We start from the raw sequence: 22,287 nt of genomic DNA, 5'->3' as shown, positions 1-22,287 counted from the left end.
GCGTTGCGAGCGGTATGAACGAAACAGTTGCAGTCGATCCACGGCAAGCCGCCGAGACGAGTTTCATCGACCGGATCAGGGATAGCCAGTTCCCGTGCGTGGGCGCGAAGTCCGCGCTGGCAAATGAGCGCATCCGCTTCGTGCATGCGCGCGATCTGACCAGCGCATGGAACGACCTCGAAATCCATGATGCTCTTCTGGAATGGGCTGACGGCGATTACGCGGACCAGGACTTTCGCAGCCTGGTGGTGATCTTCGAAGCGCCTCGCGATTTGAGCGAGACCGAGTTCGAACAGGCGATGTGGGAAAGGCTGCAGTCGCTGGCAGACAAGGATGCCTGGCGCGGGCAGAAGCTCGACGCTGACGTAGGCGCGGACGCGACGAAGCCTGACTTCTCGCTCAGTTTCGGTGGGGAAGCATTTTTCGTCGTCGGCCTTCACCCCAATGCTTCCCGCCCGGCGAGACGGTTCTCGCGGCCTATCCTCGTCTTTAATCTCCACGCCCAGTTCGAATGGCTGCGCGCGGAAGGACGCTATGAACGCATGCGCGAGACAATCCTCGAACGTGATCGTCAGCTCGCAGGAGACATCAATCCGATGCTCGCGCGGCATGGCGAGGAGAGCGAAGCGCGGCAGTACAGCGGGCGCGCGGTCGACGAGGATTGGAAAGCTCCGTTCAAGGATCCGCGCGCATGACCGAAATGACCCGTATCGAGCCCCGCAGCGGCACGGCTTTCGAATTGAACGAAGGGCAGGTGCTGCGCGTCTACGATCCCGAAGGCCAACAGGTATCCGACCTGCTTGCCTATGCGAAAGACGACGTGCGAGAAGTCATCAGCAACGGTCGGACCTTCGACTACGAGGAGACCTTGAGGCTGACGAAAGGCAACACGCTCTGGTCGAACCGCTCTAACCCCATGCTCGAGATCGTCGAGGATACAGCCGGGCTGCACGATTTTCTTCTCACGCCGTGTAGCAAGGCGACCTTTCGCCATTTCTACCCGGACAAGCCGGTGCATCGTGGCTGCTTCGGTAATCTTGCCGAGGCGCTCGGGCCCTATGGGATCGGCGAGGACGATATCCCCTGCGCCTTCAACCTTTTCATGAATGTGCCGGTCGATGGGGAGACAGGGAGGCTGTCGGTCGAAACTCCGCGAAGCGCACCGGGAGACCATATCGCTCTGAAGGCCAGGATGGACTGCGTTATCGGGCTGACAGCCTGCTCGGCCTATGCCTCGAACGGCGGCAGTTTCAAGCCGATCGACTACCGCATCGAGTAGCTGCCATGCGCAACATTGCGAAGAGGGCGTGGGGGCGCTAAACGCGCCGCCAATCATGAAACCGATCGATCCTCCAAAGACCTTCCGCGTCAAGAGCTTCGGCTGCCAGATGAACGTCTATGACGGCGAGCGCATGGCCGAGCTGCTCGGCGAGCGCGGCATCGTGCCTGCGCCCGAGGGCGAGGATGCAGACCTCGTCGTGCTCAACACCTGCCACATCCGCGAGAAGGCGGCAGAGAAGGTCTATTCGGACATCGGGCGGCTGACCAAGGGCAAAACCCAGAAGAAGGCGCCGATGATCGCGGTTGCGGGCTGCGTCGCGCAGGCCGAGGGTGAGGAGATCATGGCGCGCGCGCCGGCCGTCTCCATGGTGGTCGGCCCGCAGGCCTATCACCGCCTGCCCGAAATGCTCGACAAGGCGGTGAAGGGCGAGCGCAGCACCGACACCGACATGCCGGCCATCGCGAAGTTCGATAGCCTGCCGACCCGCAAGCGTCGCTCGCCGACCGCGTTCCTCACCGTTCAGGAAGGCTGCGACAAGTTCTGCACCTATTGCGTGGTGCCCTATACGCGCGGTGCGGAAATCTCGCGCCCTTACAGCGATTTGATCGCCGAGGCTCACAGGCTGGTCGAGGCTGGAGCGCGCGAGATCACGCTGCTTGGGCAGAACGTCAACGCTTGGTCAGGCGAGGATGACAAGGGCCGTGCGGTTGGCCTCGCGGGCCTGATTCACGCGCTTGCCGATATAGATGGGCTTGAACGCATCCGCTACACCACGTCGCATCCCAACGACATGGATGACGCGCTGATCGCCGCCCATGGCGAGATCGACAAGCTGATGCCGTACCTGCACCTGCCGGTGCAGAGCGGTTCCGACCGTGTGCTGAAGGCGATGAACCGCAGTCACACGGCAGAGAGCTATTTGCAGCTGCTCGAACGGTTCCGCGCTGCGCGCCCGGACATCGCGCTCTCGGGCGATTTCATCGTCGGCTTTCCGGGGGAGACCGAGGCCGAGTTCGAAGAAACGCTGAGCCTCGTCGACGAGGTGCGCTATGCTGCCGCGTTCAGCTTCAAGTATTCGCCGCGTCCGGGCACGCCAGCTGCGACGATGGACCATCAGATCGCAGCCGAGGTGATGGACGACCGGCTCCAGCGCCTGCAGGCGCGGCTTAATCGCGACCAGCTTGCGTTTAACGAGGCGAGCGTCGGGCGGACGTGCAAGGTTCTCATCGAGCGCAAGGGCAAGCACGAGGGGCAATGGCTCGGCAAATCGCCCTGGCTGCAATCGGTCTGGTTCGACGGGGACTATCAACTCGGCGATCTGGTCGAGGTCGAGCTGGCAGAAGCGGGGCCGAACTCGCTGCGCGGCCTCGTACGCGAGGCGGCCAACGCCTAGTTTGCGGTTTCTTCCTGCCGTTGCAGGCTGCGATAGGCCGACCAGGTTGCATCGCGAATCTGCGATCCCTTCGCCGTCGGGGGCAGTTTGTAGAGCGCTTCGAGATAGGCACGATCGAAGGTGGTCAGTCCTTCGGGCGGCAATGCATCCTTCACGAAAAGGGTTAGGATCGAATCGATAGCGCCTTCGTCAGCGGAGAAATCGGCTGTCGGCGCGATAAGCCGCATGGTTGCGTAGTCGGCCAGTTGCTGAAGCGTCTTGTCGGATACACGGTCCACATCGAACAGAACGATGGCGCCGACGATGTCCGTGCGTATCTGTTGCGTGGTTCGACCGGTCAGTGTCTGCTGGTTCGCCTGAACCTCGCGCGGTGGATTGCCGATCTCGATAGTCTGGAACTCGCGGCCATTTGCTCCCTTGTTGCGGGTGGTCTGCCAGGCCTGAGCGCCAGTCGATCCGGCAAAGATGCGGTCTATCTCGTAGTCGAGCAGTCCTTCGAAGAGTTGCGGCTCTTCCTTCTGGAGCGTTTTCACGGTTCCAGGGGCATCGTCGACGAAGGCGATCAGGCTATTGACCCGGCAACCTTCGCCGGCGGTCCCGATGCCGAGTTGCGAGAGATTGTCTTCGACCCGGCCTATCAAGGTGAGTGCGGCACCTGCCTTCAGTCCGAATATCCCGAGGCACACATCGTCGTACCGGCGTGAAATGGGCTTGTCGATGCGAGGTCGGCGGGTCACTTCGCGGGCCATTTCGGTCACCACGGCGCGTTCCGTGGTGCGCTGTCCCTGGACGACGATTTCGCGGCCGAAATCCTCTTCCGCATCGTCCTGCGCCTGGGCGGGCAGGGCGGCACCCAGGGCAAGTGCGAAGGCGAGAGAAAAGCGGAGAGGCCGTGTCATCATCAGTCCTTTGGGTTTCGTGAGGCATCGCATAAGCCAATGTTGGCAAAAGGAAACTCGGCAATCGACCAAGCGCCGATTCATTGCGGTTCGATGACTTTCCACCGTCTCGTAGCGATGGCTTTCTTGCTTCCGGCGCGATCCGACCTAAGTTTAGTCCAACACGACTCGAAAGGCCGCAGTGCCAAGGAGATTATGGGCCGCAGACCGACCAAGACAGCCGATCCCAAGCGGAAGCCCCAGCGAGAACCGGTGCTTTCGCCAGATCCAGTCCCCAACCGCGAGATCCGCCGGGCCAAGGCGGAGATGAGTTTCGAGGACCAGTCGCTCCTCGGCCCGCTTTTCGGACAATTCGACGCCAATCTCGTGCAGGTCGAGAACCGCCTCGGCGTGTTCATATCGGCGCGCGGCGACCAGTTGGTGATCGAAGGGCCCGAAGACAGCGTCGGGCGTGCACGCGAGGTCATCCAGACGATGTATGACCGGCTGGCGCAGGGACAGGACCTTGACGCTGGCGCGATCGAATCGCTCATCGCCATGTCGAACGAGCCGACGCTCGAGGGGATCATCAGCGGCGAGAAGGATGCGCCGCCGATCATGATCCGCACGCGGCGCAAGACCATCGTGCCGCGCAGCGCCAACCAGATCCCCTACATGCGCCAGCTTGCGCGCGACGAGCTGATCTTCGCGCTCGGTCCGGCGGGCACGGGCAAGACCTACCTCGCCGTGGCGCAAGCGGTGGCACAGCTCATTACCGGCAGTGTGCAGCGGCTGATCCTCTCGCGTCCGGCGGTCGAGGCGGGCGAGAAGCTCGGCTTCCTTCCCGGCGATATGAAGGAGAAGGTCGATCCCTACCTGCGCCCGATCTACGACGCGCTCTACGATTGCATGCCGCCCGAACAGGTCGAGCGGCGCATCGCGAGCGGAGAAATCGAGATCGCGCCGATCGCCTTCATGCGCGGACGTACGCTGGCCGATGCTTTCGTCATTCTGGACGAGGCGCAGAACACCACGCGCGAGCAGATGAAGATGTTCCTCACCCGCTTCGGGCAGAACAGCCGGATGGTGATCTGCGGAGACCCGCGCCAGGTCGACATTCCCGGCGGCGACAGCGTCAGCGGTCTCGCCGATGCGGTTGGCCGTCTCGAAGGCGTCGAGGGCATTGCGGTGACGCGCTTCACCGCCGCCGACGTCGTGCGCCACCCGATCGTGGGGCGGATCGTCGAGGCTTACGAAGGGAAGGCCGAGTAGGCGGCACGGGCCGGCTGGCGACTCGATTCCCGGCGCCTTTTCTGCAAGCAGGTCAAGCTGCTCTGCCGCTTCGTCTCTCGTCATAAACGGACCGTCACGGGCCAGCATTTTCCATCATCTGACTGTCCGGACGAAGGCACCGGCTGCCGATCTTCACGGACATACGTCGTGATCCGGAGCATTGTCCGGTCTGGGGGCACATTTGATGGAGAACCCCGTGAAGAAAAACACAATCGTTAAAGGAATTATCGCTTCGGGAGCAGGCCTTGCGTTGGCAACGACAGTGTCCGCTCAGGCCAATGGAGAGCCGCAACGCTCTTCAAAAGCACCGCCCGGATTGGAAAAGGCTCTTTCCAAGCTGGCGCCGGGTATCATGCGGGCGCTGGCTAGGACAGACGGGTCGAACAGCCGCCTGCAGGACTTGCCAGTCAGTCCGTGACCGCCGTTTCATGACTATAGAAGCCCCGTTTCGGCGGGGCTTCTTTTTGCCCGACCTCGAGCAAGCTAGCGAGAGGGTTCACCATCCTCATCCAGTCGCAGGAATCGTGCAGCGTTGTCGTGCAGGACCATCTGTTTCTGTTCGGTTGAGAGATACGTGGCTTCGTTGATCGCGTCGATGCCCAGTCCGATTGCCCCGGGCCAGTTCATCTGGTCGGAACCGAACATGATCCGATCGGCAAAACCGGCCGTCACAAGCTCCTTGAGAAACGCGTGATACTCCGCCTCGGGAATGGCGAACTGCAGCACACCGGTTTCGACCATCAGCTGCGGATGGACATAGAGCAGGGCCTTCATTTCATCTGCCAACGGATAACCGGCGTGCATCACGAACAGCCGCAGGTCCGGATAGCTGTTCAGGACTTTTTCGAGATGGGCCGGGCGCTGCACGCGGAAATCCGGATAGAGCTTGGCAGTACCGGGTGGGCCCAGGCCGACATGGAGGCCGACCGGCATGGCGGTTTCTTCGGCCATCGCCCAGAATGGATCCATGCGCGGATCATCCGCCATTATCCCGGCGTACTGGTTCGTGATCTCCGAGATGGCCATGATCTGTCCGGCTTCAAAATCCGTCTTCAGCGTTTCGGCCGTGACTTCGGTGTCGCGGGAAATGTTCAAGTGTCGGGCTGGCCAGAAGAGATCGGGTGCCGCAGCGATCCAATCGCTCACCCGCTGCTCAGGACCGCCCAGCAGTCCGCGCACTTTTCGCGAACGCATCTCTGCAATGGTTCGATCACGAAGTGTTTCGTCGGTGAGAGGGCCTTCAATAGGACTCTCGCACGGTCGGCTCAGAATGTCGGTCATCAGATACTGCGGCCAGGGAACGCTCCCGTCGTAATTGAACTCCGCCATATTAGGGCAAAGCGGCGTTCCGGGAGGTCCGTTACCGTCCGCCGGATAGGCGTGGAGATGCATGTCGATGACCGGGCCGTCATACGCAGGGGATCGCGCGATAGCCACGCAAGGCAAGGTCACAGCTGCGGCAAAGCCCAGAAGATATTCAATCAATTTCATCAGTCGCCAGCCCCCTTCGCATCCATCTCCGGAAGAACACTATATCCGTAGCGCTGACGGATGCGAGTCCTCGAAAGGGGGCAACGTTTTACCGTGGCTGCGTGGCACAAAGGAATGCTCCAGCGCCGCGTCCCCCGTTTCCGCAGACGGGGCTTTCACGGCACTGGAGCATCGGGTCCGAGCAAATTGGAGAGGGCCAATCCTATGATCGGGTCAGGTCTTGATCAGCGAAATAGTGCTGCTCAGTAACCCAGAGCGATATAGGTGGCTTCGCGTTGTCTGGACGCGAGCCTGGCCGTTTCCATTCTCTCGAGCCGCGAGGCGAGTTCCGTGTGCACCCTTTCGTTGCTGGCGAAGATGATATTGGCGAGAAATTGTGCGTCGCGGGCATTTGCCACTGGAACCTGATCAAGGTTTTTCAGACGCCGGATTGCGCGACGGGTGATGTCGCGGGCCTGCCGGTTTCCGTTTCCCTTGAGGAACTCGAGCTCTTCTGCCCGTCCATCCCCGTCGACGGTGAAAGTCACCTGTACGATGGCATTGTTCGGTTCTTCGCGGGCGTTGAGCCCTTGGGACAAGGCGCGATTGAGTTCGGCGCTCGTCTGCGATGTCCACTCTTCCATGGGAGATTGTGATCGCACCACGATGTCGTTCTGGTCGCTCGCGGCCGAAGCAGCCGTGGGTAAAGCGAGCAACATCGCAAGAGCGATCGCGTGGAGGGAGCCGGTGGAAATGTTGATATGTCGTGTCATGGCGTCATCCTTTCGATTTACGGTTGGATGATCGGCCAAAAAGACCTTCGCAGTGTTCAAGCGACCCAATAATGTAAGCGAGGAGATTCAGGTCGATCCTGATGATTAGCCTGCGGAACTAACCACCAGCGTGGCCATATGGCGCATATTTGCGGCAATTGTGTGACCGAAAACTAACGGATGATCGTGGGATTGAGACCTGAGTTTCCTACCGGGCGGAACTCGCGCTATGGCGGCGGGATGATCGATCAGTTCAACTTCCGCTTGTCCGGGACCCTGGGGCGTGGAGCTCGTCCGGACAGGTTTTCATCTCCAGGGCTGTGTTCCAGGCGTTCCATCGGTTCAGCCTCGGGTGAGGTTGGCTGAACATGCAGCTTGATATCGACATCGAAGGTTGGCCGGCGGGCGAGTGGGAAGCTCTGGCCGAACGCGCCGCAGGGGCGGCTGCGGAGGTAGAGCCTGCGCTGGCAAATGCGCGGCTCCATACCAGCGTGCTCTTCACTTCCGACGCGGAAGTACACACGCTCAACCGCGAATGGCGCGATCGCGACAAGCCGACGAATGTGCTGAGCTTCCCCATGCTGGAGCGTCGAGACCTGCTCGAACTGACGCCCGATGGCCCTCCCGAAATGCTCGGTGACATCGCGCTGGCGCATGAAACCTGCGCGCGCGAGGCGGTAGAGAAGGGCATTAGCCTCGAACATCACGCGACCCATCTGATCGTCCACGGCTTGCTTCATCTTGCCGGGCACGATCACGTCGACAGCGATGAACTTGCGGAAAAGATGGAGGCGCTCGAAATTGCGGCTCTTGCAAAACTGGGGATCGCGGACCCATATGGGGATCGCGAGATATAAGGAGCGCTTTGCAGGGCCATGCCCGACACCCCATCCTCCGCCGGAGACGCGGACAGTAGCAGCGGGCTTTTGTCCAATATCGGGCCCGCGCTTCGCAAGATCCTCAGAGTCGGAGACGGCGAGAGGTCCCTGCGCGCGCAGCTCGAAGAGGCGATCGACGAGCACGAGGACGAAAACCCCGAGGAAGAGCTCGAAACCTCTGGCAATGGCGACCTGTCGCCCGTCGAGCGGCAGATGCTGCGCAATTTGCTGCATTTCAGCGAACACGACGCTGACGATGTCGCGGTGCCGCGCGGCGAGATCATTGCGGTCGATGCGTCGATCAGCTGGGAAGAACTGGTCGAAAGTTTCAGCGAGAATGGCCATTCGCGCATGCCCGTCTATCGCGGCACGCTCGACGATGTGATCGGCATGATTCACATCAAGGACGTGTTTCCCTTCCTTGCCACCGGCAAGGAGCCACCGCGCGACTGGACCACGCTGATGCGGCAGCCGCTGTTCGTGCCGCAGGTGCGCGGCGCGCTCGACGTGCTGGCCGACATGCGCGCGCGGCGGGTGCACCTTGCCGTGGTGCTCGACGAGTTCTCCGGCACCGACGGCATCATCACGATCGAGGACCTGGTCGAGGAAATCGTCGGCGAGATCGAGGACGAGCATGACGAAACGCCCGAGCAGCTGATCGTGCCGATCGGCGAGGGGATGTGGGACTGCGATGCGCGCGCCGAACTCGATGATGTGGCCGAGCAGGTCGATCCGCGGCTCGCCGAGGTCGAGGAATCGGTCGATACGCTTGGCGGTTTGGCATTCGTGCTAGCCGAGCAAGTGCCGCCGGTCGGTACGATCGTCGCGCACCCGAGCGGCTGGCGCATCGAGGTGATCGCCGGGGATGATACCCACGTCACGCGGCTGCGCCTCCATGCCCCCGAGGATGTCGCGCTGGCGAACGAAGCCTAGCCATTTCGCAGCTCCGTTCGATTTTTTGCATCTTTTGCTCTCGACACACGTAGCTACTCCAAGCAAGGAGTTGCCATGCCGACACGTCGTCTTCCCCCTCTGCGCGCGCTCGAAGCGTTCATGCGAACCGTGCGCCTTGGATCCGCCCGCGCTGCTGCCGAGGAGATTGGTCTGAGCCCTTCGGCGCTTTCGCGGCGCATCACCAATCTCGAAGAGTTCGTCGGCAAGAAACTCTTCACCCGCGCACGCCAGTCGATGCAACTGACCGACGAAGGGCAGGCCTTCTACGAGGCGGTCAATCCGCATCTCGAAGCGCTTGCCCGTGCGGTGGAGAGCCAGTCGGACAATATCTCGCTACTCCGCCTGCGCCTTGGTGTCTTGCCGCTGTTCGGTAGCCAGCGGCTGTTTCCGCGGCTGGGCGAACTGCGCAAACGCCATCCGCTCCTCCACATCGATATCGACACCGGTCCGCATCTCGAGGACCGGGTTGGCGACACGCTCGATGCGGCGATCATCCTGTCGCGCGGTCCGGAATCCGGGCTTCACGCGGTGCGGCTCGATCACAATATGGTCCATGCAATTTGCAGCAAGGAAGTCGCGGACGAACTGGGCGAAGAGCTCGATCCGGCCAAGCTCGCAAAGCAGACTTTCCTCATTCACAACGAGTTGCCGGCGAGTTTCGAGGCATGGAAGCGGGCGCTCGATATCGAGGATCTGGAGCCGGCTGCCATCGATCACTACGATTCAGGACAGTTGATGCTCGAAGCAGCCGCGCAGGGCCTCGGCATCGCCATCATGCATGACGATCACATGCGGCGCGCCAATGATCGCCGTGTCACGGACCTCTACAAAGTCGATGTAGAAAGCCCATACAGCTACTGGTTCGTGTGCAAGCCCAATGCCCTGGAATTGCGCCCGGTGCGGCTGTTCCACGACTGGCTGGTAAGCGCGGGCCTTTAGCGCGGGCGTCCTACTCTACCGGGAAGTTCTCACCCGGCGGCGGGGCATAGCGGATCGCTTCCACCGTATGGGCGAAATCGCGTAGCGGCTTTCCCAATGCCCGCGTCAAGGCGGCCTCGATTTCCTCGCGCGCCTTGTATGCAATCGCCTTGCGGCCGCGATGATCTTCGGGGCTGAAAGGCTCAAGGTAATGAATATAGAGCGGGAAGGTGCCCTTGCGCGCCATGACGCGCATGGCGTTGTGCAGGCCGGATTCCTCGCCTACCCAGCCGATGTCCTCGGCATGATCGTTATAGTCGAGCATCACCGGCTGGACGAGCACACCGGGCGGCGGCGGTTCCAGTACCGACAGCATCGAGCTCTTGAAGGGCAGCAGCGAATGACCGTCGGTCACCGTTCCTTCGGGAAATACCGTCACCGACCAATTGTCCTCCAGCGCTTCGCGCAGGGCGTTGATCTGTTCGGCGACACCGAGCCGGTTCTCGCGCTTGACGAACACCGTCCGGTTGAGACCGCACAGCCAACCGATGACGGGCACCTCTGCCAGTTCCTGCTTCGCGACGAAAGCTGTGCCGCTCGCACCCGCCATGCCGAGGATGTCGATCCAGGATATGTGGTTTGAGATAAAGAAGACGTCGCGGCGCAGCGGTGTGCCGACGACCTTTACCCGCGCTCCGACAATGCGGGCCGTGTAGCGCAGGAAGAGCATCGGGAAGGGCGAGCCGTAGGCAAAGGCGCGGTAAAGATAGTGCAGCGGCACGAAGATTATGAGCAATGCCAGGATCCCAAGCGCCCGCAGGATGAAGCGGACCCAGCCAATGACTGTCAGCGGGACTTTTTCGCCACGCATGGCCGCCATGCGCTTGCGGCCGTACTTTTCCGCCCGGCGGCGGGCGCGGTCACTTATCTGGCCGGTCGAGGCGGACGCCATACAGTTCCATGCGGTGATCGACCAGGCGATAGCCGAGCTTCTCGGCGATCTGCCGTTGTAGGGCCTCGAGCTCGGGGTCGACGAATTCGACGACCTTGCCCGTTTCGACGTCGATCAGGTGGTCGTGGTGGGCCTCAGGTGCGGCTTCATAACGCGCGCGCCCGTCACCGAAATCGTGGCGATCGAGGATCCCGGCCTCTTCGAACAGGCGCACGGTACGATAGACTGTCGCGATCGAAATCTTGGGATCGATCTCGGATGCGCGCTGGTGGACGAGTTCGACGTCGGGGTGGTCGTCACTCTCGGAGAGCACGCGCGCGATCACGCGGCGCTGCTCGGTGATCCGCAAGCCCTTATCGGCGCACAATTGTTCGAGGTCGATTCTCTGCTGCAAGTTAGGCTCCGAAAGAAGAACGCCCCGGAACCTTAGAGGCCCGGGGCGCGCTTCTCAAGCGGCGAGGCCGCTCGAAATTGAATTGTCCGCTCAGGCAGTCTTTTTCTTGCGACCACGCTTCTGACCCGGCTTGCGACCGAGACCGATCTTCTTGGCAAGATCGCGGCGCGTTTCGGCATAGTTCGGCGCTACCAGCGGGTAGTCGGGGCCAAGGTCCCAGCGCGCCTTGTATTCTTCCGGTGTCATATCGTGCTCGGTCGAAAGGTGCCGCTTGAGCATCTTCATTTTCTTGCCGCAGTCGAGACAGACGATGTGGTCTTTCTTGACCGATGCCCGGATGGACACGGCAGGATCGGGACGCGGTTCTTCAGCAGCGCCGCCATCACCAAGCCCGGAAAGCGCATTGAAGACGCTGGTGATCAGGTTCGGGACATCATCGACGGCCACGTCATTATTGCTGACGTGAGCGGCGACGATGTCTGACGTGAGCGTGATCAACGTCTCTTTCATATCCAGTTCGATGTTTTCCATGAGTTCCTCGTTTGTTTTTAGCTCCGGTTTTCCGGATCACTATTCCATGAAGCAGCTTAATAGGCTTGGCAAGCAAGCTTCGTGTAGAATGGTAGTTAGTTTTGTATAAAACTGATCATATTGTCAGGCCGAAAGTAATCGCATCAAGACGTTCACCATCTGACTTGAGATAGTAATTCTTTCGCTTGCCGATCGGCTCGAATCCGGCAAGGCGGTAAAGGCTTTCCGCCGGGTTGTTGCTGCGCATCTCTAGGAAGATGCGTTCGGCCCCGCGGCTTCGCGCTGCCTTGGCCAGTTCCTCAATCAGGATCTTTCCCAAACCCTTGCGCCGGTGGTCGGGGCTTACGGCGATCAGAAGCAGTTCTTCCTCGCCCGGAGCATTGCGGCTCAGGACGAAGCCTGCAGCGGGCGGCCCCATCGGTCCGGTGTGCCTGCCGCCTGCATCTACGAGAATGGCATAGGTTGTCGGCATCGCCAGCGCGCCTGCGACCTGGTTGCGGTTCCATGCCTCGCCCCAGATCGGGTCGAATGCCTGTTCCATGACCATCATGATCTGGTCGATGAGGTCGGCGTGGCTCATGCAGCTGCGGGCTTTGCGTCGGGAGGGCGACCGTAGATGGGAGACAGGTCGCTGGTCCAGTTGCTTTCGTGGAGCAAGTCCAGCTTGCTCGCATCGGGCAGTATATCGATCGCGATCTTCGTACCTTCCGCAAAACGAGCGGCAAGATCTTGTGCGCGATTGCCGGCAATGCGTTCATGCCGGCAGGCTTTCTCCGCCCCGTCCGGCGTCAGCGACTGCACCGCGTCCTGCGGTTTCCCGCCGTCGAAGTTCTGGACGAACCATTCGCCGTGGCCGCCGTTCATGCACACGGTCACGGGTTGCGGCGTGGGTTGCAAGCAGCGTGCTGCGACAAGGGAAAGCGTGGGATAGCCCAGCACCTCTGCGCCCCAGGCAATACCGAGCGCGCGCGCCGTCGCGATGCCGATACGCACGCCGGTAAAGCTGCCGGGGCCGCGCGAAACCAGGATACGCTGCGCCTTTCCCTTGTCGGGAAGCGCAGCGATCATCGGAACGAGCCGTTCCGCATGACCGCGCCCCAGCACACGGTGATCATGCCCAAGTAGCCGCCCGTCCTCGAACAGGGCGACCGAACAGGCCTCCGTGGCGGTTTCTATGGCAAGCGTGCGCATGGCATCGTCGATGCCTCAGGCGCGCGCCTGCATCAAGTCAAACTATAGTATTGAACTTGTCGAAATCGGGTCGCGGGCTGCGCTCGAAAATGCTTTCCTTGTCGCCATAGCCGATCGAACAGATGAAGTTTACTCGGTGACGCGGGGCATCGGCGAAGAAGGTCTGGTTGACCTTGTCCGCGTCGAAGCCCGACATCGGACCGCAATCAAGGCCGATCGCGCGCGCCGCGATGATCAGATATGCTCCCTGGAGCGAGGAATTGCGAAAGGCGCCTTCCTTGCGCCCTTCTTCGTCACCTTCGAACCAGCTTTTGGCATCGGTGTGCGGGAACAGCCAGGGCAGTTCCTCGTGGAAATCGATGTCGTATCCGATGATCGCGGTGACCGGGGCGGCTTTCACCTTGTCGTGATTGCCTTCGGAAACGCACTCAAGCAGCTTCGCCTTCTGTTCGTCCGACTTCACCCAGACGATCCGCACCGGCTGCATGTTGGCCGAGGTCGGTGCCATCTTCAGCAGGTCGTAGATGGCGTGGAGCTGCTCGTCCGATACAGGCTTGTCGAGCCAGTCGTTGTAGCTGCGCGCGTCGCGAAAGATCTGGTCGAGCGCTGCGGCGGAAAGGTGCTGGTCGTGATATTGCGTGGTCATTGAGTCCTCTTGAACGAAATTATTCAGGCTGCGCGGACTTCAACGACCTCCGGCACATAATGTTTCAGCAAGCCTTCGATGCCGTTCTTGAGCGTAGCGGTGGAGGAAGGGCAGCCGGAGCAAGCGCCCTGCAAGGTCAGATAGACGACCCCGTCCTTGAAGCCGCGATAGGCAATGTCGCCGCCGTCGCCGGCCACGGCCGGGCGAACGCGGGTTTCGAGCAATTCGTTGATCTGCGCGACGATATCGGCGTTTTCGGGGTTTTCCTCGACCAGCAGCGCTTCGTCTTCCGCCGGTACCGAAATCCCGCTCGCATCGCCGCCTGCGAACAGCGGCGCTTCGGAAACGAAATGGTCGAGCAGGATGGAAACGACCATCGGCTTGAGTTCCGACCAGCTGACGCCGGGTGCCGCAGTCACGCTGACGAAATCGGCTCCGAAGAACACATTGACCACTTCGCCCGTGTCGAAGATGGCCTGTGCCAGCGGGCTCGCTTCGGCAGCCTCCGGCGTTGCGAATTCGCGCGTGCCGGACGGCATGACCTGCCGACCGGGCAGGAACTTGAGGCTGGCGGGATTGGGCGTTGTTTCGGTTTCGATGAACATGTTGAACGATGTAGGGATGGTGCGCCTTTGCGGCAAGGCAGCAAAGCTTTCGCCTCATTCACTATCCCTTCAGACCATCGATCCCTATATTGGCGTCCATGAAGCCATTGTTCCGCGCGATCAGCGCCCTTTCCGTCCTCGCCATTCCTGCTGCCGCGCTTTCGCCCGCGCTCGCCCAGGATGCCGTCCCGCAAGCCGAGGCACCGCCTCCCGCGTCGCTCCAGACCGGCGACGAAACGCCGTGGATCTATGAGGGGAGCGACGTACCGCAGGACAAGGACTGGCTGTTCGGCGAGATGGACAACGGGCTGCGCTATGCCGTGCGCAACAATCGCGTTCCGCCAGGACAGGTTTCGATCCGCGTCCGTATCGATGCAGGCTCGCTGCACGAGGAAGAGAGCGAGCGCGGCTATGCCCACCTCCTCGAACACCTGCTGTTCCGCGAAAGCAAATATCTCGGCCCGGCGCAGGCGATCCCGACATGGCAGCGCCTTGGCGCGACTTTCGGCAGCGACACCAATGCCGAAACCAGCCCGACTCACACCGTCTACAAGCTGGACCTGCCCGCGATCACGCCTGCCAAGCTGGAAGAAAGCTTCAAGCTGATTTCGGGCATGATCCGCGAGCCGGTGTTGAACCAGGCCAATGTCGATGCCGAAGTTCCCATCGTGCTTGCTGAAAAGCGCGAGCGGGGCGGGGCGGGCCAGCGGGTCAATGACGCGACTCGCGAAACGCTCTTTGCAGGACAGCGGCTGGCCAATCGTCTCCCGATCGGTACTGAAGCGACGCTCTCGGCCGCCACGGGAGAGGCGGTGAACGCCTTTCACGAGCGCTGGTACCGGCCGGAAAACACGGTCATCGCAATTGCCGGTGACGTCGATCCGGTCCAGCTTGCCCGTCTGATCGAGGAATATTTCGGAGATTGGGAGGGGGAAGGCCCGACCGTCCCGGCGCCTGACTTCGGCGATCCCGTCGCCCCTGCCGGAGCCGATCCGGAAAATCCCGTGGGCGAGCTCGCCGTGCTGGTCGAGCCCGACCTGCCACGCTCGGTAACCTATGCAATTCTGCGGCCCTGGCGTCCGGTACAGGACACGATCGTTTACAACGAGGGACTGCTGCTCGACGCGCTTGCCCAATCAATCATCAACCGCCGGCTGGAAGCGCGCGCGCGCAGCGGCGGCAGCTATCTTTACGCGCAGGTCCAGCAGGACGACGTGTCCCGCTCCACCGATGCGACCTTCGTCAGCTTTGCCCCGCTATCGGATGACTGGCAGGCCGCGCTGGCCGACGTCCGCGGCGTGATCGCCGATGCGCTGGTCAATCCGCCGACGCAGGAAGAAATCGACCGCGAGCGGGCCGAGTTCGACATCGCCTTCGCCAGCGAGCTCGAACAGAAGACCGTTCTCGCCGGATCGAAACTGGCCGACCAGATCGTGCAGGCGGTCGACATTCGCGAAACCGTCGCAGCGCCTGAAACGGTGCTCAACGTGTTCCGGGGGATGGAGGAGCGCTTTACCCCTCAGGAAGTGCTCGAGCACACGCAGCAGTTGTTCGAAGGTGACGTCCTGCGCGCTGTCTATGTCACGCCTGATGCGAGCGACGGCGATGAAGCCGCTCTCCGGCTGGCGTTGAATGAAGCGCCGCAGGTCGACGGCAGCGCGCGACTTGCCGCCAAGTCTGTATCTTTCGAAGACCTGCCGCCGGTGGGCGAGCCCGGCACGGTCGTGTCCGAGGGATCGCTCGGCCTTACCGGTATTCCAGAGATCGAAGAGGTCGAGTTCGACAACGGGGTCAAGGCGATCCTGTGGTCGAACGATGCCGAACCGGGTCGCGTGACCGTGAAGGTTCGGTTCGGCGCAGGCTACCGCGCGTTCGAGCCGGAAGATGCACCCTATGTCGCGCTCGGCGAAATGGCTCTGGTCGGTTCGGGGCTGGGCGAGCTTGGTCAGGAAGAGCTCGACCGGCTTGCTACGGGCCGCAAGATGGGCTTCGACTTCGCGATCGAAGATGCGGTGTTCAGCTTCACCGCGCAGACCCGCTCCGCCGATGTTGCAGACCAGGTTTACCTGTTTGCGGCCAAGCTGGGCATGCCGCGCTGGGATCCGAACCCGGTGCTGCGTGCCAAGGCGGCGGCCGAGCTTGCCTATGACACCTTTGCAACCAGCCCGAACGGTGTGCTCAACCGCGACCTCGACTTCCTCATCAAGGATCGCGACCCGCGCTTTGCTACGCCTGACCGGGAAATGATGGCGCAGGTCACGCCCGAGGGTTTCCGCGAAGTATGGGAGCCTTTGCTGAGCGAAGGTCCGGTCGAAGTCCTCGTATTCGGCGAGTTCGACCGTGAAGCGACGATCGAAGCGCTGCGGAAAACTTTCGGTGCGCTCGACGCGCGTGATCCGATCGCAAGTCAAGTCGTGGCCCGCGTCCCGTCATTCCCGGATGCAGGCGGCGGCACGACCGTTCTTGAGCATCGCGGGGATGCCAACCAGGCCGCGGCCGTGATCGCCTGGCCCAGCGGTGGCGGTGTCGAAAGCCTGCGGGAATCGCGCCAGCTCGAGATTCTCACGCAATTGTTCAACAACCGTCTGATGGAAGCCATGCGGGAGAAGGCCGGGGCCAGCTACGCTCCGCAGGTCGTCTCCGATTGGCCGAAGGATCTGTCGAGCGGTGGCACGATCCTCGCTCTCGCTCAGCTCAAGCCGGAGGATGTGCCGGTGTTCTTTGCCGAGGCCGAGCGCATCGCGCAGGATCTTTCCACCACGCCGCCCGGTACCGACGAGCTTGGCCGGGTGACCGAGCCGCTGCGCCAGCTGATCAGCCGCGCTTCCACTGGCAACAATTTCTGGCTGTATCATCTCGAAGGGGCGACTTCGGACCCGCGCCGCGTCGCGCTGATCCGCACCCTGCTGGGCGATTATTCGCAAACGACGCCTGAAATCATGCAGTTGCTCGCGCAGCGCTATCTTGGTGCACGGTCCGGGTGGAAGCTGGCCGTCATTCCCGAAGGACAGGAACTGGCGACCAAATTGCCACGCGGCGGCGCACAGGCTCCGGAGATGTCTGGCCGCTGATCGGCCAGTTCGATCGTTACGATTGAAATAATATTATCGCTTGCCCCGCGCAGGCTTTGCTTTTCTAATCGAGGGCGTGTAGGCGCGCGCGCTGCAACAAGACCGAATTGAGATTACAGTGGCACAGAATTGGACACCCGACGGCTGGAAGGCTCACGAAGCGCGGCACTTGCCGCATTATGAAGACGCTGACGAACTGGCGCAGGCGGAAGAGACGCTCGCCAGCTATCCGCCGCTGGTGTTCGCCGGAGAAGCGCGTGCGCTGAAAGCCGATCTGGCCGAAGTGGCTGCGGGGCATGCGTTCCTGCTCCAAGGCGGCGATTGCGCCGAAAGCTTCGCCGAGTTCCACCCGAACAATATTCGCGACACCTTCCGCGTGCTGCTGCAGATGGCGGTCGTCATGACCTTCGCCAGCAAGCGTCCCGTGGTGAAGGTCGGGCGCATGGCGGGCCAGTTCGCCAAGCCGCGCAGCTCGCCAACCGAAACGCAGGGCGATCTGACCTTGCCGAGCTATTTCGGCGACAACATCAACGGCATCGACTTCGATCCCGAACAGCGCCGCAACGATCCGATGCGCATGGTGCGCGCCTATTCGCAGGCGGCGGCAACGCTCAACCTGCTGCGCGCCTTCGCCGGCGGTGGTTATGCCAACCTGCGTCAGGTCCACCAGTGGACGCTCGATTTCATGGGCCGCACGCCCTGGGCCGAAAAGTTCGCCGAGACCGCCGATCGTATCGGCGAAGCACTCGACTTCATGGAAGCCTGCGGGGTCGATCCGGCAACCGTGCCGCAACTGCAGGGCACCAGCTTCTACACCAGTCACGAAGGCCTGTTGCTGCCCTACGAGCAGGCGCTCACACGGCAGGACAGCCTCACCGGCGATTGGTACGCCACCAGCGCGCATATGCTGTGGATCGGCGACCGCACCCGTTTCGACGGCTCGGCGCATGTCGAGTTCGCCCGCGGTATCGGCAATCCGCTCGGCATGAAGTGCGGACCTTCGCTGGCGCCCGACGATCTGCTGCGGATGCTCGACACGCTCAATCCGGGGCGCGAGCCCGGCCGCATGACCCTGATCAGCCGCTTCGGCCACGACAAGGTCGAGGAAGGCCTGCCGCCGCTCGTCCGTGCGGTCGAGCGCGAGGGCCATCCGGTGGTGTGGAGCTGCGATCCGATGCACGGCAATGTCGTCAAGTCGGACAGCGGATACAAGACGCGTCCGTTCGACCGCATCCTCAAGGAAGTGAAGGGCTTCTTCGCCGTTCACCGCGCCGAGGGCACTCATCCCGGCGGTATCCATATCGAAATGACCGGACAGGATGTGACCGAGTGCGTCGGTGGCGCTGTTGCGATTACCGACGATGCGCTTGGCGATCGCTATCACACCCATTGCGATCCGCGCCTCAATGCGGCCCAGTCGCTCGAACTCGCATTCCTCATCGCAGAAATGCTCAATGATGAGATCGGCGAGCGCCGCGCCGACGCTGCCTGAGAAAAAACGGCTGAGCTGAAAGGCAAAGTTCGGTTTAACGCGGGCCTCAGGGCTCATCCCAAGGGTGGGGCGGGCACGTTCCTGACTAATTGAACCTACTCGATCACGTTCCCAGGCAAAAGGACGGGGCGCGTGATCGAGGGCGTTTATACCTCAGTGCTGTTGGTGATCGCGGGCGCGCTTGCGCTCGGTTTCGCCATACTCGCCGCGCGCCTTTTCCATGCGCTGGGGCGTCACAGGCGAGTTCACAACCTGGCCAGCGCTCTTGCCCGTCGACGCGCGCGACGCCTCAGCGAGACATTGCGCTTGTTCCGCATGGCCGAACAGATCGCCGATCTGGGAGTGTGGCAATATTATCCGGACGAAGACCGCCAGGAATGGTCCGACGGAATGAAGCGCCTTTTCGGCGTCGATCCGGGCGAAATTCTGGTCGATGGCGATGTCGAGACGCTCCTTGCCGCCAATGACGTCGATTTGGTCGAACTCGTGTCCGAAGATGCGCGTACAGGAGAACCCAGCGTTCTCGATTTTTCGATTCTGCGGCTCGACGGGCAGCAACGCGAGCTGACGCTGAACGCCTTGCGCCTTCCTGCGAGGGAGGGAGGCGAGGCGCGCGTCGTGGCCGTCCTGATGGATGTCACCGACCAGCGTCGGCGCGAACGCAGCTTGCGCAAGTCGCGCGAGATTGCCCTGCTCGAAGCGCAGCGGGCGAAGGAAATGGCGGAAACCGATGCCCTGACCGGGATCGCCAACAGGCGGCGCGTGATGGTTCAGCTCGACCGACTGGTCATGCAGTCACGCCGCGAGGGGACACCGCTCAGCCTGATCGCGTTCGACGTCGATCACTTCAAGCGTGTCAATGACACCTACGGCCACCTCGCGGGTGACGAGGTCTTGCGGCGCATCGCAGCCATCACGCGCGAGCAGGTGCGCGAAGGTGACATCGTCGGCCGCATGGGCGGAGAGGAGTTCGTGTGGGTCTTGCCCGGAGCCAATCTCGAACTGGCGAGGGTTGCCGCCGACCGGCTGAGGCTTGCGATCGCAGCGGGCAGTGCATCAGGGGAGGTGCCGCCCGTGACGGTAAGCATCGGCATCGCCTCCGCCCTGAGCGGAGACACCGGACTTTCCCTGTTCGGGAGAGCCGATGAAGCGCTTTATGATGCAAAGAATGCCGGACGAAACACGGTCCGCATGGCTGCCTGACGGATTTACCGGCAGAGGGTGGGGCACAAGTCTTTATCCGGAAACAGAATTGCGCCATGACAGTTGTGGTCTCGAAGGTAACAGGAGATATCCGTGCCCGAACCACTCACCAGCTCCGCGCCCGAAACGGGCCAATCGCTGGCGCAAGAATACCGTAGAACGCGCGATTTGACCGAGAGTTTGGTCGAACCCTTGTCCGATGCCGATGCGACGATCCAGTCGATGGAGGACGCATCGCCGGCAAAGTGGCATCTCGCCCATACCACGTGGTTCTGGGAAACGTTCCTCCTGCGCGATTTTGCGCGCGACTACACGCTTTTCGATGACGACTGGCCGTTTCTCTTCAACTCCTACTACGAGGCAGAAGGCGAGCGGATCGCGCGTTTTTCGCGCGGTTTGCTATCTCGTCCGACGCTGGACGAAATCCGCGAATGGCGTGCGCATGTCGATGATGCGATGGAGCCGATCCTCGACGATCCCGCGCATGCCGAACTGGTTACGCTCGGTATCGCGCACGAACAGCAACACATCGAGCTGTTGCTCACCGATATCAAGCACGCGCTGTTCCAGAACCCGCTCGGCCCGGCGATGTGGAGCGGCGCTCCGGCCAGGGCAGAGAGCCGCGAACTGGGCTGGCACGAGCATCCCGGCGGCGTTGCGCTCATCGGGCATGATGGCGAGGGCTTTGCCTTCGACAACGAAGGGCCGCGTCACCGTGTACTGCTTGAACCCTTCGCGCTGGCAGACCGGCTCGTCACCAATGCGGAATGGCAGGAGTTCATCGACGATGGCGGCTACCGCAATGCGCGGTTGTGGCTTTCGGACGGATGGGCCTGGGTCAAGGAGCAGGGCGCGGAGGCACCGCTCTACTGGCGTAGTGCTGAGTCAGGCGCCGACCATTTCACCCATCAGGGCTGGCAGACGCGCGATCCAAACGCGCCGGTGACGCACATCTCGTATTTCGAGGCCGATGCGTACGCCAGCTGGGCTGGAAAACGGCTCCCTACCGAGTTCGAATGGGAGGCGATTGCCCGCGGGCAGCATGGCGAGGGCAACGCGCCTGCGCACGATCCGGCAGGCGGCAACCAGCTCGATGGCGCTGAACCGCCGCAGCCGGCCGGAAGCGATGGCCTGTTCGGCGATTGCTGGCAGTTCACTCGCTCTGGCTACCTGCCCTATCCGCGCTTCCAGCCTGCCGCTGGCGCTGTCGGCGAGTACAATGGCAAGTTCATGAGCGGGCAATTCGTGCTCAAGGGCGCGAGCTGCGCCACCGTGCGCGGTCATTCGCGCGCTTCCTATCGAAACTTCTTCTACCCCCACCAGCAATGGCAATTCACCGGCCTGAGGCTGGCGAAGGATTTATGATTTCATGAATACAAACAAGGGCATGGCCTTGGTCGACCGGGATGATGACGGTGTGGACCTCGCATTCCGCGCCGATGTGCTGTCCGGTCTTGCGCAGGATCAAAAAGCGATCCCGGCGCGCTGGCTTTACGATGATGCGGGCTCGCAGCTGTTCGAGGATATTACGCAGATCCCCGAATATTACCCGACGCGGGCAGAGACGGAGATTCTGACCGAGCGCGGCAGCGAGTTTGCCGACAAGATCGGCCCGGGCCGGGCGGTCGTCGAGTTCGGCTCCGGCAGCTCGGTCAAGACTCCGCTGTTGCTGTCGTCGATCGAGCCTGCGGCCTATGTCCCGCTCGATATTGCGGGTGATTTCCTGCGCGCTTCGGCTGAGCAGCTTTCGGCCAAGTTTCCTGGCCTTCCGGTCTATCCGGTCGAGGCCGATTTCATGCGCCGGGTCGAACTGCCGCAGGAAGTCGCGGAGATGCCAAAGCTGGGCTTTTTTCCCGGCTCGACCATCGGGAACATGGTCGCGCGAACATCGGTCGACCTGCTGCGCACCATGCGCGAGACTTTGGGCGAAGGGTCAAAGCTGCTGATTGGCATGGACCTCATCAAGGATGCAGACGTTTTGCGCGCCGCCTATGACGATGCGGCGGGCGTAACGGCAGAGTTCAATCTCAACCTCTTGCGGCGGATCAATCGCGAGCTCGACGGCGATATTCCGCTCGAGAAATTTGCTCACGAGGCCCGCTGGGTCGATGACTATGCGCGCATCGAGATGCACCTCGTCGCGTCCGGAGAACTCTCCTTCACCGTTTCTGGCAACACCTTCGAGATGAATGAGGGTGAATCGATCCACACCGAGAACAGCCACAAGTTCGACCGCCGGACTTCCTATACTTTGCTGCTCGCCGGAGGGTGGACGCCGGTCCAGCGCTGGCTCGATAGCGAGGATCGCTTCTCGCTTATTCTTGCCGATGCGACCGTCCCGCGCGGCGCGCCCTAAGGCTGCC

General features: G+C 61.9%; 22 protein-coding genes. 12 read left to right on the top strand and 10 right to left on the bottom strand.

What is annotated here, in order from left to right; all coding sequences use genetic code 11:
* Positions 1-14: 14 nt before the first annotated feature.
* From gntA to miaB, 3 genes are read left to right on the top strand one after another with little or no spacing between them, the layout of a single operon-like run.
* Complete coding sequence (gntA, locus tag CCE89_RS01275; protein WP_086436233.1) at positions 15-695, top strand: guanitoxin biosynthesis heme-dependent pre-guanitoxin N-hydroxylase GntA; 681 nt, start codon at positions 15-17, stop codon at positions 693-695.
* Positions 692-1,279, top strand: a complete 588-nt coding sequence (locus CCE89_RS01270; protein ID WP_086436232.1) for a DUF1989 domain-containing protein — start codon at positions 692-694, stop codon at positions 1,277-1,279. The genes gntA and CCE89_RS01270 overlap by 4 nt, the downstream gene beginning before the upstream one ends.
* 55 nt (positions 1,280-1,334) lie before the next feature.
* Positions 1,335-2,675 carry a tRNA (N6-isopentenyl adenosine(37)-C2)-methylthiotransferase MiaB gene (miaB, locus tag CCE89_RS01265; protein WP_086436231.1) on the top strand — a complete coding sequence of 447 codons (1,341 nt, stop codon included), beginning with the start codon at positions 1,335-1,337 and terminating at the stop codon, positions 2,673-2,675.
* Here miaB and CCE89_RS01260 read toward each other — a convergent pair.
* Positions 2,672-3,574, bottom strand: coding sequence for a hypothetical protein (locus CCE89_RS01260; protein WP_143255929.1), 903 nt, complete (start codon positions 3,572-3,574; stop codon positions 2,672-2,674). The genes miaB and CCE89_RS01260 overlap by 4 nt on opposite strands.
* A 195-nt stretch (positions 3,575-3,769) precedes the next feature.
* On the opposite strand from CCE89_RS01260, the gene CCE89_RS01255 reads away from it, so the two are divergent.
* Entirely contained in the window at positions 3,770-4,825 is a 1,056-nt protein-coding gene (locus CCE89_RS01255; protein ID WP_200810268.1) for a PhoH family protein, read from the top strand.
* A 504-nt stretch (positions 4,826-5,329) separates the two neighbouring features.
* On the opposite strand, the gene CCE89_RS01250 is transcribed toward CCE89_RS01255, so the two are convergent.
* Together CCE89_RS01250 and CCE89_RS01245 are read right to left on the bottom strand one after the other, a co-directional pair.
* The gene (locus tag CCE89_RS01250) at positions 5,330-6,337 is read right to left on the bottom strand and encodes an amidohydrolase family protein (protein ID WP_086436229.1); all 1,008 of its coding nucleotides are present in this window, start codon (positions 6,335-6,337) and stop codon (positions 5,330-5,332) included.
* A 242-nt stretch (positions 6,338-6,579) separates the two neighbouring features.
* Positions 6,580-7,089 (bottom strand): energy transducer TonB, encoded by a 510-nt coding sequence (locus tag CCE89_RS01245; RefSeq protein WP_086436228.1) that lies wholly within the window; start codon positions 7,087-7,089, stop codon positions 6,580-6,582.
* 368 nt (positions 7,090-7,457) lie between these two features.
* Here CCE89_RS01245 and ybeY point away from each other — a divergent pair, with 368 nt between their 5' ends.
* From ybeY to CCE89_RS01230, 3 genes are all read left to right on the top strand, one after another.
* A complete protein-coding gene (gene ybeY / locus CCE89_RS01240) occupies positions 7,458-7,946 on the top strand; it encodes an rRNA maturation RNase YbeY (RefSeq protein ID WP_200810267.1) in 489 nt (162 codons plus the stop codon).
* 18 nt (positions 7,947-7,964) lie between these two features.
* Positions 7,965-8,900 carry a hemolysin family protein gene (locus tag CCE89_RS01235; protein ID WP_086436226.1) on the top strand — a complete coding sequence of 312 codons (936 nt, stop codon included), beginning with the start codon at positions 7,965-7,967 and terminating at the stop codon, positions 8,898-8,900.
* Between the two features lie 75 nt (positions 8,901-8,975).
* Positions 8,976-9,860: a LysR substrate-binding domain-containing protein gene (locus CCE89_RS01230; protein ID WP_086436225.1), complete on the top strand. Its 885-nt coding sequence runs from the start codon at positions 8,976-8,978 to the stop codon at positions 9,858-9,860.
* Positions 9,861-9,870: 10 nt separating this feature from the next.
* Here the strand turns inward: CCE89_RS01230 and CCE89_RS01225 are convergent, their stop codons facing one another.
* The 7 genes from CCE89_RS01225 to CCE89_RS01195 form a co-directional block, all read right to left on the bottom strand.
* On the bottom strand, positions 9,871-10,791 hold the full coding sequence (locus CCE89_RS01225) for a lysophospholipid acyltransferase family protein (RefSeq protein WP_086436224.1): 921 nt from the start codon (positions 10,789-10,791) through the stop codon (positions 9,871-9,873).
* Positions 10,760-11,185, bottom strand: coding sequence for a Fur family transcriptional regulator (locus CCE89_RS01220; RefSeq protein WP_086436223.1), 426 nt, complete (start codon positions 11,183-11,185; stop codon positions 10,760-10,762). Before CCE89_RS01220 ends, CCE89_RS01225 begins: the two co-directional genes overlap by 32 nt.
* Positions 11,186-11,275: 90 nt before the next feature.
* The gene (locus CCE89_RS01215) at positions 11,276-11,716 is read right to left on the bottom strand and encodes a MucR family transcriptional regulator (RefSeq protein WP_086436222.1); all 441 of its coding nucleotides are present in this window, start codon (positions 11,714-11,716) and stop codon (positions 11,276-11,278) included.
* Between the two features lie 115 nt (positions 11,717-11,831).
* Positions 11,832-12,296 carry a GNAT family N-acetyltransferase gene (locus CCE89_RS01210; RefSeq protein ID WP_234989876.1) on the bottom strand — a complete coding sequence of 155 codons (465 nt, stop codon included), beginning with the start codon at positions 12,294-12,296 and terminating at the stop codon, positions 11,832-11,834.
* The gene (gene tsaB, locus CCE89_RS01205; RefSeq protein WP_086436221.1) at positions 12,293-12,907 is read right to left on the bottom strand and encodes a tRNA (adenosine(37)-N6)-threonylcarbamoyltransferase complex dimerization subunit type 1 TsaB; all 615 of its coding nucleotides are present in this window, start codon (positions 12,905-12,907) and stop codon (positions 12,293-12,295) included. Before tsaB ends, CCE89_RS01210 begins: the two co-directional genes overlap by 4 nt.
* A 37-nt stretch (positions 12,908-12,944) precedes the next feature.
* The gene (locus CCE89_RS01200; protein WP_086436220.1) at positions 12,945-13,553 is read right to left on the bottom strand and encodes a malonic semialdehyde reductase; all 609 of its coding nucleotides are present in this window, start codon (positions 13,551-13,553) and stop codon (positions 12,945-12,947) included.
* Between the two features lie 23 nt (positions 13,554-13,576).
* The gene (locus CCE89_RS01195) at positions 13,577-14,158 is read right to left on the bottom strand and encodes a NifU family protein (protein ID WP_086436219.1); all 582 of its coding nucleotides are present in this window, start codon (positions 14,156-14,158) and stop codon (positions 13,577-13,579) included.
* A 98-nt stretch (positions 14,159-14,256) separates the two neighbouring features.
* Between CCE89_RS01195 and CCE89_RS01190 the strand changes: the two genes are divergently transcribed.
* From CCE89_RS01190 to egtD, 5 genes are all read left to right on the top strand, one after another.
* Positions 14,257-17,229, top strand: a complete 2,973-nt coding sequence (locus CCE89_RS01190; RefSeq protein WP_086436218.1) for a M16 family metallopeptidase — start codon at positions 14,257-14,259, stop codon at positions 17,227-17,229.
* Between the two features lie 118 nt (positions 17,230-17,347).
* The gene (locus CCE89_RS01185; protein ID WP_086436217.1) at positions 17,348-18,721 is read left to right on the top strand and encodes a class II 3-deoxy-7-phosphoheptulonate synthase; all 1,374 of its coding nucleotides are present in this window, start codon (positions 17,348-17,350) and stop codon (positions 18,719-18,721) included.
* A 132-nt stretch (positions 18,722-18,853) separates the two neighbouring features.
* Complete coding sequence (locus CCE89_RS01180) at positions 18,854-19,924, top strand: GGDEF domain-containing protein (protein ID WP_086436216.1); 1,071 nt, start codon at positions 18,854-18,856, stop codon at positions 19,922-19,924.
* 93 nt (positions 19,925-20,017) lie between these two features.
* Positions 20,018-21,289, top strand: coding sequence for an ergothioneine biosynthesis protein EgtB (egtB, locus tag CCE89_RS01175; RefSeq protein WP_086436215.1), 1,272 nt, complete (start codon positions 20,018-20,020; stop codon positions 21,287-21,289).
* A gap of 4 nt (positions 21,290-21,293) precedes the next feature.
* Positions 21,294-22,280 (top strand): L-histidine N(alpha)-methyltransferase, encoded by a 987-nt coding sequence (egtD, locus tag CCE89_RS01170; RefSeq protein WP_086436214.1) that lies wholly within the window; start codon positions 21,294-21,296, stop codon positions 22,278-22,280.
* Positions 22,281-22,287: the final 7 nt, after the last annotated feature.

The sequence above is a fragment of the Altererythrobacter xiamenensis genome (assembly GCF_900177715.1).
GTDB classification, from domain to species: domain Bacteria; phylum Pseudomonadota; class Alphaproteobacteria; order Sphingomonadales; family Sphingomonadaceae; genus Erythrobacter; species Erythrobacter xiamenensis.
This window is presented reverse-complemented; position numbering and strand designations above follow the sequence as displayed.